The organism is Peribacillus sp. JNUCC 23, from assembly GCF_053653995.1.
The window spans coordinates 4,277,311-4,290,929 of the sequence record NZ_CM132202.1; the positions used below are offsets into that span (position 1 = coordinate 4,277,311).

12 protein-coding genes and 1 riboswitch are annotated in these 13,619 nt (G+C 39.4%); of the genes, 2 read left to right on the plus strand and 10 right to left on the minus strand.

Annotated features, from left to right (window positions below; all coding sequences use genetic code 11):
• Positions 1–297: 297 nt before the first annotated feature.
• The 6 genes from ftsX to secA form a co-directional block, all read right to left on the minus strand.
• Positions 298–1,191 carry a permease-like cell division protein FtsX gene (gene ftsX, locus JNUCC23_RS20515; RefSeq protein ID WP_062185649.1) on the minus strand — a complete coding sequence of 298 codons (894 nt, stop codon included), beginning with the start codon at positions 1,189–1,191 and terminating at the stop codon, positions 298–300.
• Positions 1,181–1,867, minus strand: coding sequence for a cell division ATP-binding protein FtsE (ftsE, locus tag JNUCC23_RS20520; RefSeq protein WP_062185647.1), 687 nt, complete (start codon positions 1,865–1,867; stop codon positions 1,181–1,183). The genes ftsX and ftsE overlap by 11 nt, the downstream gene beginning before the upstream one ends.
• A gap of 281 nt (positions 1,868–2,148) precedes the next feature.
• Positions 2,149–2,487 carry a cytochrome c551 gene (gene cccB / locus JNUCC23_RS20525; protein ID WP_062185645.1) on the minus strand — a complete coding sequence of 113 codons (339 nt, stop codon included), beginning with the start codon at positions 2,485–2,487 and terminating at the stop codon, positions 2,149–2,151.
• Between the two features lie 49 nt (positions 2,488–2,536).
• Positions 2,537–3,400, minus strand: coding sequence for a YitT family protein (locus tag JNUCC23_RS20530; RefSeq protein WP_454213274.1), 864 nt, complete (start codon positions 3,398–3,400; stop codon positions 2,537–2,539).
• A gap of 854 nt (positions 3,401–4,254) precedes the next feature.
• A protein-coding gene (gene prfB / locus JNUCC23_RS20535; RefSeq protein ID WP_157279646.1) for a peptide chain release factor 2 occupies positions 4,255–5,353 on the minus strand; the annotation gives its coding sequence in 2 pieces (ribosomal slippage) (positions 4,255–5,280 and positions 5,282–5,353; 1,098 coding nt in all).
• A 167-nt stretch (positions 5,354–5,520) separates the two neighbouring features.
• Positions 5,521–8,031: a preprotein translocase subunit SecA gene (gene secA / locus JNUCC23_RS20540; protein ID WP_062185637.1), complete on the minus strand. Its 2,511-nt coding sequence runs from the start codon at positions 8,029–8,031 to the stop codon at positions 5,521–5,523.
• A 526-nt stretch (positions 8,032–8,557) separates the two neighbouring features.
• On the opposite strand from secA, the gene JNUCC23_RS20545 reads away from it, so the two are divergent.
• The gene (locus JNUCC23_RS20545; RefSeq protein WP_062185635.1) at positions 8,558–8,881 is read left to right on the plus strand and encodes a helix-turn-helix domain-containing protein; all 324 of its coding nucleotides are present in this window, start codon (positions 8,558–8,560) and stop codon (positions 8,879–8,881) included.
• Positions 8,882–8,973: 92 nt separating this feature from the next.
• Here JNUCC23_RS20545 and sinI read toward each other — a convergent pair whose 3' ends face one another.
• The 4 genes from sinI to hpf form a co-directional block, all read right to left on the minus strand.
• Positions 8,974–9,120 (minus strand): DNA-binding anti-repressor SinI, encoded by a 147-nt coding sequence (gene sinI / locus JNUCC23_RS20550; protein WP_253722727.1) that lies wholly within the window; start codon positions 9,118–9,120, stop codon positions 8,974–8,976.
• A gap of 28 nt (positions 9,121–9,148) precedes the next feature.
• Positions 9,149–9,232, minus strand: a riboswitch (cyclic di-GMP riboswitch).
• A gap of 418 nt (positions 9,233–9,650) precedes the next feature.
• On the minus strand, positions 9,651–10,181 hold the full coding sequence (locus JNUCC23_RS20555; RefSeq protein WP_403075731.1) for a chromate transporter: 531 nt from the start codon (positions 10,179–10,181) through the stop codon (positions 9,651–9,653).
• Entirely contained in the window at positions 10,178–10,747 is a 570-nt protein-coding gene (locus tag JNUCC23_RS20560) for a chromate transporter (RefSeq protein ID WP_454213277.1), read from the minus strand. Before JNUCC23_RS20560 ends, JNUCC23_RS20555 begins: the two co-directional genes overlap by 4 nt.
• A gap of 379 nt (positions 10,748–11,126) precedes the next feature.
• The gene (gene hpf / locus JNUCC23_RS20565; protein WP_454213279.1) at positions 11,127–11,681 is read right to left on the minus strand and encodes a ribosome hibernation-promoting factor, HPF/YfiA family; all 555 of its coding nucleotides are present in this window, start codon (positions 11,679–11,681) and stop codon (positions 11,127–11,129) included.
• Positions 11,682–13,075: 1,394 nt separating this feature from the next.
• Here hpf and mscL point away from each other — a divergent pair.
• Positions 13,076–13,453, plus strand: a complete 378-nt coding sequence (gene mscL, locus JNUCC23_RS20570) for a large conductance mechanosensitive channel protein MscL (RefSeq protein WP_062185623.1) — start codon at positions 13,076–13,078, stop codon at positions 13,451–13,453.
• The last annotated feature ends 166 nt before the right edge of the window (positions 13,454–13,619 follow it).

The window sequence follows — 13,619 nt, forward strand, 5'->3', positions numbered from 1 at the left end:
TTTGCTCTATTTAGCTAGGATTCTCTGTTTTGGTGCGTATTAGAGGATGTTCAAAAAGTCCGGTAAAAATAGCTGTCGAATTTCTTCGTCGCTCTGTCTCTACGGTCCTCACGTATTACTCCATACGCTCCGGTCCTCGAGACGATCGCTCCTTGAACTTCTCGGCTCTTTTTATCCTCCTTTTTGAACACGCACTATTAGATAAGGTCCAAACCGGATTTGCACAGGACTTGCGCGGTTTTAACAGAAAGTCATTAATAAACTGTGATGAAATTCGCAAGCTTTTTGAACACGCACTTATACTTTTAAAAACTTCCGAACAGACATCAAGCTGCCCCATATTCCAATTAGTCCGCCTAATAGAATAAGAATCGCTGAAATCTGATAAATAAATGGACTTAATGGTAGCAATTCGAAAAATGGAATATTAATTTTCGGTGAAACGTATTTAAATAGATTAGAGTAGAATACGCCAATTAACCCAATTGGAATAATGGACCCCAACACACCAAGCCATAAACCTTCAAGGAAGAATGGCCAGCGGATAAAGTTATTCGTTGCCCCAACTAATCTCATAATCTCAATTTCTTTTCTTCTTGCTATAATCGTAATTTTAATTGTATTGGAGATAAGGAACATCGCCGTGAATAACAATCCGATAATCAATACGACACCAATATTCCGGGCAATATTTACTACATTAAATAAATTATCGACATATTCTTTTCCATATTTGACGCTCTGAACATATTCAAAGGTTTCAATTTTCTTAGAAACCTGGCCTACATCCTGAGGCGTTTTCGTTTTCACAACCAATACATCACGAAGCGGATTATCCTGTTCAAATAATTTAAACGCCTCGCCGTTCTCCCCCATGCCTTCAATCATATTCGTCAGTTCTTTTTCCTTTGGAGAATATACGATAGAATCGACTTTGGCGATTTTCTTAATTTTCGCTCCAAGTGTTTTTTGAATTTCTTCCGTTGCAGCCGGGTCGATATGTACCCGTATTTCAACATCATTCTCTACATTTGATGCGATGTGGTTCAAGTTCATCATGATGACAAAAAACACACCAACTAGTAGCAATGTTACCGTTACTGCACTTACAGAAGCAAAAGTCATCCAGCCATTTCTGACTAAACTTTTACCGCTCTCTCGAAAGTGTCGTTTCAATGTATTAAGCTTCATAGCCGTATTCACCTCGCAAATCATCGCGGGCAATTTTGCCATTTTCAATGGCGATTACACGATGTTTAAGATTATTAACAATGTCTTTGTTGTGGGTCGCCATAACAATGGTTGTACCACTTTTATTTATTTCGTCAAAAATATTCATAATTTCCCATGAGGTTTCCGGGTCAAGGTTTCCTGTCGGCTCATCAGCAATCACGACCATTGGCGAGTTGACGATTGAACGGGCAATGGAGACACGCTGTTGCTCCCCGCCTGACAGTTCAGTAGGTAGCATCCGGACTTTATGCTTCAACCCAACAAGATTCAATACTTCCATTACTCGCTTTTTAATTTCATCTGGAGTCTTCTCAATAACTTCCATCGCAAACGCAACATTTTCGTAAACCGTCAATGTCGGCAGTAGCTTGAAATCTTGAAACACGACGCCGATATTACGACGGAAAAGCGGTACCTTTGTATTTCTAATCTTCGGCAAGCTCACTCCATTCACAACAATATTTCCAGTTGTCGGAGACTCCTCCCGATACATCATTTTGATAAAAGTAGATTTCCCCGCACCACTAGGACCTACTACATAAACAAATTCACCAGCTTTTATTTTAACGTTGATTCCATTTATAGCAACGACACCGTTCGAATACGTTTTATAGACGTCTGTCATTTCTATCATATAAATAACCACCTAACTAGCTTTTTATTTCCAGAAAACTTATGAATCTATGGACGTGTTTCTCTCGCTTCATTTCGACAATTTTTGTGAAAAAAACCGAAAAAATAACAGGAATCAATCCTGCTACTGTACAAAAGCCATTATACCATCAAAGTTTGTCAAATCCGAAAAAAAAATGTTACAGTTTCATTTCAATGTAAATTTCCAATTTTATCTGCTAAATGGATTGCTTTTGACAACAAAACGCCCTGCACTTATGCAAGACGTCGTTGATCATGTTCTTATTTTTTTTCAGAAAGCCATTTCGCTACCAGTGCAGCTTGATCTCCTTGGATCAGTTTAGCTGGCATACCCCCGCTTTTTCCTTCTAAAATTATCTTTTCAATTTCATCTTTAGAATGTGTTGAGCCGATTTTCTTAAGTTCCGGACCAAATGCTCCTTCGAGATTCGCACCATGACAGCTTGAACATTTGTTTTTATAAATATTATCTGCTTCACCAGCAGATGTTGTTGTAGTTCCGCCTTCATTCGCCGGTTTTTTCACGTTATCATTGGATGTACCACATGCCGAAAGAGCAAGCGTCGTTCCTAGCAATAATGTAATCAATTTTTTATTCACCATAATGCCCCCTAGTTAAATTATCCATCGCACCTATATTATACCAGTATTACACGCGTTTAAAACCCTCCCCTAACACCTCCGAAGCATCCATTACGATCACAAAGGCTTTCGGATCAACGTCTTTCACCAATTGTTTCAAATTGGTGAATTCGGATTGATCAATTACACACATGAGGATTGGTCGAGAATCATCCGTATACCCTCCTTGACCCGATAATCTTGTAACACCGCGGTCAAGTCCATGAATAATTTCATGTCTCACTTCTTCGTCATGATTCGTAATGATCATCGCCATTTTTGAACGGCCAACACCAACTTGAACTAAATCAATCGTTTTACTCGTCACGTACAACCCAATTAACGCATACAACCCTTTTTCAATGTCAAAAACAATTGCTGCACTTAGCACAATGAATCCATCAATAAGCGCCACACAGGTACCTAAGGAAAAATTCGTATATTTATGGATAATCTGTGCAGCAAGATCTGTACCGCCCGTTGAAGCCTTACCTCTAAAAACAATGCCAAGACCTAAACCGACCCCAATCCCACCGCAAATCGAACCGAGTAGGGCATCCTGTGTCCACGGATCCCAATCCCTTGTTAGAAAAACAATAAATGGTAAAATCAATGTTCCAACTAATGACTTTGCCCCAAACTGCATGCCTAACAACAGCAAACCACTGATAAACAACGGAATATTAAAGGCCCACTGTACATACGCTGGCTCCCAGCCGAGCGTCCCAGTCAAGATCGTACTAATTCCACTGACCCCACCCGATGCAATTTGATTTGGCAAAAGAAAGACGTTAAATGTAATCGCTATGATGGCTGCCCCAACGATTACAAGACCATACTCACTCAACTTCTCAATCACCGGATGCTTCGGTTCTCGATATCTTTTTCTCATTTATCAGGTACTCCCTTCACCCTCTTTGTCCACGCTTGTTCATCACGATACAAATCGTTCAAAGTAGTATAGCACCGGGGTCTAACCCCTGTAAATGGTACTCCGATAAAGCGAGAAAGAGCGGGAATTCGCTGCAGATCTTTATTAGTTTTTACCATGCCAAGTAAATTAATCATTAGATTTCACTATTCGTGCTGAGTTCTTATCTCTTTTTTCGAGAATTATATGAGCGCTTCGGAAATACTAGCTAAATTCTTGGCATTGCAGAACAGAACTACATGCCAAAATTAAAGAAACAATAAAGTGAAACTTCCCTCAGTGGGGGTTAGTCCCGTTCTACTGTCGCTAAGACCTTCGCATTCGCTTCGATCAATCGACAGTACGAACCCGAATCAATGAATCACAGACTAAGTGCGCCGCGTCCTGCGGCAACGTCTGTGTGACCCACGTCCTGTGGGCCTCAACTAAACCGCTGAAGAGCATAGCGGTAGTTTCACTGTATCTCACCAATCGGGGATTTACTTCAAAAAGCGAGGCAACTGCCCAGACCCGACAAGCATAAGATGGAATGCGGCGTGGCGTAGTTTGCCACAGAGTATTACAGCTTATGACCTCGAGGGGCTAGGAGCCGCAGCTAGATTCGGCTGTTTATCCCCACCTTATTTTTTCTTGATTCTCTCGCAAAAATTGAGGTGGGGGTATTACAGCCTGTTAAACCGGGATAAATTATTGTACGAAACCTACGGGAGCACCTAAGCGGAGAGGACTATGTTCAAGGGGGTTGGTTAATACTTCAAAAAAAACAGGCCCACTAAACAGTTTTCACTGTTCAATGGACCATCACTTACTCAAACTTATAATTTTGAACGCAGATAGGCATCAATGAAGGCGTTGATATCGCCATCCATGACCGCTTGCACGTTTCCAGTTTCCGTACTTGTACGGTGATCTTTCACCATGGAGTATGGGTGGAATACGTAAGATCGGATTTGGCTTCCCCAGCCAATTTCTTTTTGTTCGCCGCGAATTTCATCCAATTCAGCTTGTTGCTGTTCGATTTCGCGTTGATATAGTTTTGCTTTTAGGAAATTCATCGCTTGAGCACGGTTTTTGATTTGTGAACGTTCAGATTGACATGTGACTACAACACCTGTTGGGATATGTGTAATCCTAACAGCAGAGTCCGTCGTATTAATATGCTGACCACCAGCACCAGTTGCACGATACGTATCAACTTTTAAATCTTCTGTACGAATTTCTATTTCAATGGTGTCATCAAATTCCGGCATCACTTCACAAGAAACAAAGGAAGTGTGACGACGGCCAGATGAATCGAAAGGAGAAATACGGACAAGACGGTGAACCCCTTTTTCCGCTTTCAAATAGCCATAAGCATTATGCCCTTTGAAAAGAAGAGTCACACTTTTAATACCAGCTTCGTCTCCAGGTAGATAGTCGATTGTTTCTACCTTAAAGCCTCTTTTTTCACCCCAACGCGTATACATACGCAAAAGCATAGAACCCCAGTCCTGAGATTCGGTACCACCAGCTCCTGGATGAAGTTCAAGAATGGCATTATTTTTATCATATTCTTCACTTAGTAACAGCTGAAGTTCATATTCATTCATTTGTTTAGAAAGCTCGACGATTTCCACTTCAAGGTCTGCTAGTAGCTCATCGTCGTGTTCTTCTTTCACAAGCTCATAGGTTAGTTCAAGATTTTCATACGAATCATTGAGCTCTGCCAATTGATTGACCTGCTCCTTCAATCCATTTGCTTCATTAATGACGACTTGTGCCTTTTGTTGATTGTTCCAAAACTCTGGATCGCTCATAATATTATCTAATTCAGCAATACGGGCTTCCTTCTCTTCTAAGTCAAAGAGACCCCCTAAAGTCCGCTAATTTCTTAGCTGTATTCTCAAGCTCATGTCTGATATCTGCTAATTCCATGCAATTCACCTCTTAATTATTTTCAAAAAACGTAATCAGTCTCTACAACTATATGCAAAAAAGGACAGATTCGCAAATTGTATTTCAAGTTTCTCTCTTGTTACTTGTTCAAATAAAAAAAAGAGGCGGTAAACCCTGGACTAAACCGACCTCTTCTTCTAGCCTATTTACTCTACATTCCCGTGACAGTTTTTATACTTTTTACCGCTTCCGCATGGACATGGATCATTTCTTCCGATTTCAGGCGATTTACGAAGTGGCTTTTTCTTAACCTTTTCTGAGCCTTCTTTTGGATTGACAGCATGTCCTTTAATGACTTCCTGACGCTCCAGATTATTGCGGATTTCTGACTTCATAATATATTTCGCAACGTCATCTTCAATGGCCATCACCATTTCCTCGAACATCGCAAAGCCTTCCTGCTGATATTCGCGTAATGGATCAATTTGACCATATGCACGAAGATGGATTCCTTGACGCAATTGTTCCATCGCATCAATATGATTCATCCATTTACTGTCAACTGCACGCAAGACGATTACCTTTTCAAACTCACGCATTTGTTCAGATGACAATTGCTCTTCTTTAATATCATACTGTTCTTTCACTTTCGCAAGCATGTAATCCGCTACTTCAGCTTCATCTTTTCCATTTAGATCAGCTTCTGTTACTTCACCCTCATCGAACAGATTGCCCTGGGCATAATCGAGTAAGCCTTGATAATTCCAATTTTCACCGTCCGTACCTGGTGCAAAAAGGGCCACATTACGATGAATACTCGCTTCAAGCATGTTTTCAGCGATATCGCGTAAATTCTCACTATCCAAAACATCAAAACGTTGCTTATAAATGATTTCACGTTGTTGACGTAGCACATCATCATATTGAAGAAGCTGTTTACGTGCATCGAAGTTATTCCCTTCAACGCGTTTCTGAGCGGATTCCACAGCACGGGATACCATCTTACTTTGGATGGGCTGTGTATCGTCCATCCCAAGTCGTGCCATCATCGCTTTCATATTATCTGACCCAAAGCGGCGCATCAATTCATCTTCCATAGAAAGATAGAACTGCGTCATACCTGGATCCCCTTGACGACCAGAACGTCCGCGAAGCTGGTTATCAATCCGTCTACTTTCGTGTCGCTCCGTACCGAGCACCACAAGACCGCCCAGTTCTTTCACACCTTCACCAAGCTTGATATCCGTACCACGACCAGCCATATTCGTTGCAATTGTCACGGCACCTTGTTCACCAGCACCGGCAATGATTTCCGCTTCTCGGCCATGGTTTTTCGCATTCAACACATTATGCGGAATCCCTTTTCTTGATAAATACTTTGAAATAATTTCAGACGTTTCAATCGCTACTGTACCAACTAGAACAGGTTGCCCCGCTGTATGGCACTTTGCAATCTCTTCAACTACGGCACGGAATTTACCATCCATAGATGCATAAATTAAATCAGCGCGGTCATCCCGAACAATTTCACGATTCGTTGGAATCACGATTACATTCATATTATAGATATTACGGAATTCTTCTTCCTCCGTTTTGGCTGTACCCGTCATTCCGGAAAGCTTTTCATACATCCGGAAATAGTTTTGGAACGTAATCGTCGCAAGTGTCATGCTTTCATTTTGAATCTCCAGACCTTCTTTCGCTTCAATGGCCTGATGGAGTCCATCACTATAACGGCGTCCTTTCATCAACCGTCCAGTGAATTGGTCAACGATGACAATTTCGCCTTCTTGCACGACATAGTCGACATCAAGATGCATACTAGCATGGGCTTTTAAAGCTTGATTAATATGATGGTTCAACACAACATGGTTAATGTCGAATAAATTTTCAATATTAAAAGCCTTCTCAGAGCGATTAATCCCCTCTTCTGTCAACTGAACCCCTTTTGTTTTTTCATCATACGTATAATCCTTTTCCACAGTTAGCGTGCGTACGAATGCATTCGCTTGAATATATAACTGAGCTGATTTTTGTGCCGAACCTGAAATAATTAATGGTGTACGAGCTTCATCAATCAGGATCGAGTCCACTTCATCAATGACAGAAAAATGCAAAGGACGCTGCACCATTTGCTCTTTATAAAGAACCATATTATCACGTAAATAATCGAAGCCAAGCTCATTATTCGTGCTATACGTAATATCTGCATTGTACGCTTCTTGTTTTTCTTCTTTCGACATACCATTTATATTCAAACCAACCGTCAAGCCCATGAACTCATAGAGCTTACCCATTTCTTCTGCATCACGACTTGCCAAGTATTCATTGACTGTAACGACATGAACACCTTTCCCAGTAATCGCGTTCAGATAAACAGGAAGAGTGGAAGTCAACGTTTTACCTTCCCCGGTTTTCATCTCGGAAATATTCCCGTCATGAAGGGAAATCCCCCCCATTAGCTGGACGCGGAATGGATACATCCCTAACGCTCGTCTCGCCCCTTCACGAATCGTCGCGAATGCCTCGATAAGCAAATCATCGACCGTTTCTCCTTTTTGGTACCGCTCTTTGAATTCTTCTGTTTTTCCACGCAGTTGATCATCTGATAAAGAAGCTGTTTCATCCGCCAGCATCTCAATTTGATCGGCCAGCTTCTCAAGACGCTTCACTTCTCGTTTATTCGGGTCAAACACTTTATTTAAAATATTAAGCATTCAAAAACGCTCCTCTTTATATAGAAGTCTTTATCAAAAAAGTAAAAAGAACTTAGGATTCATAAGATTAAATTAACGGATATCCCGGTTTAACAGGCTGTAATACCCCAACACAATTTTTGTGAAAGAATCAAGAAAAAATAAGGTGGGGATAAACAGCCGAATCTAGCTGCGGCTCCTAGTCCCTCGAGGTCATAAGCTGTAATACTCTGTGGCAAACTACGCCACGCCGTATTCCATCTTATGCTTATCGGGTCTGGGCAGTCGCCTCGCTTTTTGAAGTAAATCCCCGATTGGTTCAACTAACCATTAGTGGAAAAAAACACTGATGGAAGTTTCACTTTATTTTACCCATTATATTTCATAGTAAATAGGTGCACCCTTAATATTACCATGTATAAAGGGTGGGTACAACTTCACGTTATTATGAAAACTTATAGATTAACTACTATGAAAACTGTTAGAATGGATACTAACAGCTTCAGAGTTAAAAATATCTTCAGAAAAGTTTTTGGAGTGTGATAATATGATCGGTGATCGCGTAAAAAAACTGAGACAAGAAAATAGAATATCCATGACAGAACTTGCGGAAAAAGCAGGAGTTGCCAAGTCCTATTTAAGCTCCCTTGAAAGAAATTTACAAACAAATCCATCCATCCAGTTTCTTGAAAAAATCGCCTTAGTGCTGCAAATTCCTGTCGATTCGCTCATATATGATGAGCCAGCCAAAGATGGCCTTGACGCGGAATGGATGAACATTGTTCAAGAAGCGATGAAATCTGGTGTATCCAAGGATCAATTCCGTGAATTCATTGAATTCAACAAGTGGAAATTAAAGCAAGAAGATTGAAGCCCTGTTTCCATGCCCGGTCTAAAAAAATAACCCCCTTAAACAAACTGGGCTTTCGTAAAAAACCAGTTTGTTTAAGGGGGTTATACATTTTACATCATATGATAGGTTGGTTCATCTTTTTTATTTTCGTTTGCTTTTTGCTCCAAGAAATGAAGGACTTCCTCTTTCGTCAGTCCGAGTTCCTTAGCTTGTATCATTAGCTCGATCCATTCTTCATAAACTGTTACGTCCTCCAACCCAATCCCTCCTAAAATACTATGTATTTCAGGCAGTCCAGCCATCGTAGCACACTACCTTAGACCCGTGACTTTGCGTCCCTACTTTTCAATAGGTTTGCCTTTTTCTGTGTAAGCACTTCCTTTTTCTTGATTATACAGAATTTTTTGTATTTTTGATGTAACTTTATGAAATTAAATTGAAAAATATTACCTTATATTTTTTCATTTTTTGACAATATACAACATAGATCGACTAACTTCTACATAGTCCAAATATAAATAAGTTGGAAACTAGATCATTTAAAGTATTTTTATCGTCAGCTAATTCGGCCTTTTATACTCATGACATATAGTCTAGATATTTCGCCAATGTACCGTCAGTTTCACCCGGGACCGAGACAAATCCATTGGCCTTTATCACTCTACTAAATGAAGCACTTCTTTCTAGCGATACGTTTTTTGCTTTTAAAAAAACGTATATACACAATATATTTATTAATATGATCATAACGAAAAACCCCTTTGAGCTAAACATCAAAGGGATTTTTTCATCCAAGAAAAATAGCACCATATACTAAAGCACCAGCGATTACATAGGCAGGATGCACATTCAATTTACCAAGTAACATATAACTAATCGCACCAATTACTAGTGTCTGAATCCAACCAATTCCTTCATATGCGGTGAAAAAGAAGTCATACGCCATCATTCCTAGCAACACAGCGATGATAGGACGTACGACGACCGTCACTCTTTTCACCCTTGGGGATTCTTTGTGTCGCATCAAGATACTGAGCAGTCCAAGCATTAAAATGAGTGAAGGGGCCACTGCAGCGAATACCCCGACAACGGCGCCGAGGATACCTGCCTGCTCAAATCCAATATAACCGGCCATCTTGGTCGCAATCGGGCCAGGTAGCGCATTCCCTATTGCAATCATTTCACTGAATTCATGAACCGTAAACCAACCATATCGATCGACGACTTCCTTTTCAATTAACGGAATTGATGCTGGACCACCACCATATCCGAGGATGCCTGAAATGAAAAACGCCCAGAAAATCTGTAAATAAATCATGACTTTTCTGCCTCCTTATCAGGTCTAGAAGCAGGGTCTTTCTTAAGTAATGCCCCAATAATCAGAGAAATAATAATAATAGCAGGATGCACATTCAGCAGTTGCATGAACACAAATCCAAGCAAAACGAAGACAATAGTCCACAGCCACCCCATACTAGATGAGCCTGATTTTTTGAAAAACTGTACAGTCATGGTTAGCAGCATCACAGCGACAACTGGAACGACCGCTGCTGTCATCCCTGTGACCCATGTTTGATCTTTATAAGCATTCAAACTTGTTAATAGCAAAATCATTAAGAGAATTGTAGGAACGCACGATGCAAGTATTCCGTTCAACAAGCCCCAAATGCCGCCAACACGGTAACCAATATACCCTGCAAGCTTAGGCGCAATCGGACCAGGAAGTGCATTTCCGAGTGCCAAGATATCACCAAAGTCTTCATTATTCATCCATTTATATTTCTCTACTACCTCTTTTTGCACAAGCGGAATGGCTGCGGGACCACCGCCAAATCCAAGCATCCCTACTCTAAAAAAAGCCATAAAAATATGTAATTGCTTCATAACCTTCACCTATTTCTACTAATCTATCTTCCAAGCCGCAAAGGCATCGCATCAATTTCATTTGACGTTGGCCAAACAACACTCATTGCTGTAAGAGGCTAAGATGCTGCCCCCATTCCATTTTTTCAATAAATGTACTCCCTTGTGAAGCATATGGATGATGCAAAAAAATCCATTATCACGATTGGCCCTCATCTCGTATTTACCTTTTATATTATACAGAACATTTTCTATGTTTGTGAAGTTACCTAAAAAACAAAAAGTACCAACTTCTGATCTCGAACAGCTGATGCCTTAAGCAAAGAATCATATTTAACCATTTGAACAGAAAAGACCTGACTCTCTCTTAAGAAAGAATCAGGTCTTTTATAATTTATTATTAGCTTGGTTCAATCAAACCATAGCGTCCATCCTTACGACGGTACACAACATTTGTCGAATTTGTATCTGAATTCGTATAAACGAAAAAGCTATGACCAAGCATATTCATTTGCAGGATTGCTTCTTCACTATCCATTGGTTTCAAGTCAAAACGCTTGTTACGGACAACCTCTAACTCTAGTTCGTCTTCTTCAATCGGTGTTGTGCCACTTTCTAAAAATACTGGAAAAACATCGGTTGCGTTCGTACTTGTACCACGGAATTTTCGGTTTACTTTTGTTTTATGTTTACGGATTTGCCGCTCCAATTTGTCAGTAATCAGGTCAATCGCTGCATACATATCAGCATTATCCTCTTCTGCGCGAAGCACTAAATTCGTCATCGGGATCGTTACTTCCACTTTAGAGGTATTGTGATTCACTCGTAAATTCACCATTGCCGTTGCATCTGGTGAATGGCTAAAATACCGTTCCAATTTTCCAATCTTTTTCTCTACATATTCCCGTATTGCTGGAGTTACCTCAATGTTTTCACCACGAATATTATATTCCATAAAGTGAGTCCTCCTTCTAAAAACTATACTATATAGTTCTACACTATATAGTTCTACGATACCCTATGCATTCCCTTCACAAACAAATCGTTTTGCTAAGTTCGTGAAGAAACTTTAGAAAATTGGATGAGTAGTGGGGTTCGTATCCATCTTTATTATAACAATCTTTACGTTAAATTAACACTGAAGAGCATCAAAAAAATTAGATAATTCTATATATTTATACCACTATTGAAATATATGATAATAAGGTATATAGTAACTAATATTGTTTGAAAAGGTATATATTGTAATAGATTTACATATTTTTACTATTTAACAAAACATGGAATGTACTTTCTAATTTAATTTAAAAGAGGTGCTAATATGGATCTAGCTATATTTGAAGGTAAGATCAAGAATGACTCGACCTATATAATTCAGCAAATTTCTCGCAAATCGAAAGGATCAAATATTGAGAGGAACAGACATGGAAGATGGAAGCGTCTAAGAAAATGATGAATCAATTATATGTGCCAACTGTAGAAATAGATGGTAAAGTTCATCTAGTAAAATCGCAGAAGTATTGTGAGTGCCATATACAATACTGCTATTTTGAACAAAACAGAAAAGATCGAAGAAACATTAAATTTAAGCCACTCACAAAAATTGATTGCCAACAATGTAAAAACTCCTTATTAGCGGTAAAACCGAATCTAGTTTCTGTACGAGCCTAGTAGTATTGTGTAAGTAAATGATGATTATCGTCAGCTGACACTTAAAAGCATTCAGCTATCATTCGTAACATACATATCAATAAACAAAAGGGGCCTCTGTGAAACCGAAGACCCTTTCTTTATTGATATCTTAATTTCTTTGTCGTGAAAAACTCCATCAACTAAGGGATTCTCTTAAGAACCTAACTGACGTGTGCTTCTTTTCATTCAGCTGTTTGATATCTCGCTCAATAGATGGTTTTTTCAAAAATAATAACTCATCGACCTGCTGATTTAGAATGACAACTTTGCGACCTAATTGCCGTTCTTCCTCGGTGAGGGGTGGTTTGATATGATGAAGCCATCCCCCCCTTGATTTTAGCGTCCCGTTCTTCTAATCCATGACCGTTTAATACGAATAGAGGCTCGACTGTAATTTCATGGACTGTTTCAAGGCACATTTTCTACCCTCTTTGTATAATAAACTGTTTTTTTCAGTTCATTTGAATGGCTTCTTTCTATTTTTCCTATTAAAAACTAACATGCGTTTGCTAAAACGTTTTATAAAAACAGCAGTGTGATTTTTACTAAAGATACCTAATAAAAATATGTCTTATTAACTAGTTTCACCATTATCATGTTTTCATCGTACGAAACATGGTATATTTTTTTTATTCTTTTAATAAGGAGTTGTCCAGAATGATTAAGGAATTTAAAGAATTTGCGATGCGTGGGAATGTGATTGACCTGGCAATCGGGGTTATTCTCGGTGCAGCTTTCGGTAAAATTGTTACTTCACTCGTAAATGACATCATCATGCCGTTGATTGGTCTTCTGCTTGGCGGAATCGACTTCTCAAACTTATCTTTTAAAGTTGTAAAGTATGGCATGTTTATTCAAACGATTGTTGATTTTCTCATTGTAGCTTTTTCGATCTTCCTATTTATTAAGCTGTTTAACAAACTTTATACACGTAAGGAAAAAGTCGAAGAAGCTTCACCATCATTAACAAAAGAAGAAGAACTATTGACGGAAATTCGTGATCTGCTCAAAGCAAATCAAAGAGAAACGATGTAATAGCTGTAGCTCCCTTAAACCAAAAGGGGGCTTTCATGATGATTACGTGACATTTACAAAACAAAAAGCCAACAAAGAAGCTAGCCTTCATTGGCAAACTGATCAACTATTGTATGATCTAAAGATATCCCTCGCGGAAGTGCCTCTTGATGACAGTAAATTTTTA

What these genes read in the sequence shown, in the direction of transcription:
- ftsX (WP_062185649.1), bottom strand. Translation starts at nt 1,191, where the DNA reads ATGAAGCTTAATACATTGAAACGACACTTTCGAGAGAGCGGTAAAAGT.
- ftsE (WP_062185647.1), bottom strand. Translation starts at nt 1,867, where the DNA reads ATGATAGAAATGACAGACGTCTATAAAACGTATTCGAACGGTGTCGTT.
- JNUCC23_RS20530 (WP_454213274.1), bottom strand. Translation starts at nt 3,400, where the DNA reads ATGAGAAAAAGATATCGAGAACCGAAGCATCCGGTGATTGAGAAGTTG.
- secA (WP_062185637.1), bottom strand. Translation starts at nt 8,031, where the DNA reads ATGCTTAATATTTTAAATAAAGTGTTTGACCCGAATAAACGAGAAGTG.
- JNUCC23_RS20545 (WP_062185635.1), top strand. Translation starts at nt 8,558, where the DNA reads ATGATCGGTGATCGCGTAAAAAAACTGAGACAAGAAAATAGAATATCC.
- JNUCC23_RS20555 (WP_403075731.1), bottom strand. Translation starts at nt 10,181, where the DNA reads ATGATTTATTTACAGATTTTCTGGGCGTTTTTCATTTCAGGCATCCTC.
- JNUCC23_RS20560 (WP_454213277.1), bottom strand. Translation starts at nt 10,747, where the DNA reads ATGAAGCAATTACATATTTTTATGGCTTTTTTTAGAGTAGGGATGCTT.
- hpf (WP_454213279.1), bottom strand. Translation starts at nt 11,681, where the DNA reads ATGGAATATAATATTCGTGGTGAAAACATTGAGGTAACTCCAGCAATA.
- mscL (WP_062185623.1), top strand. Translation starts at nt 13,076, where the DNA reads ATGATTAAGGAATTTAAAGAATTTGCGATGCGTGGGAATGTGATTGAC.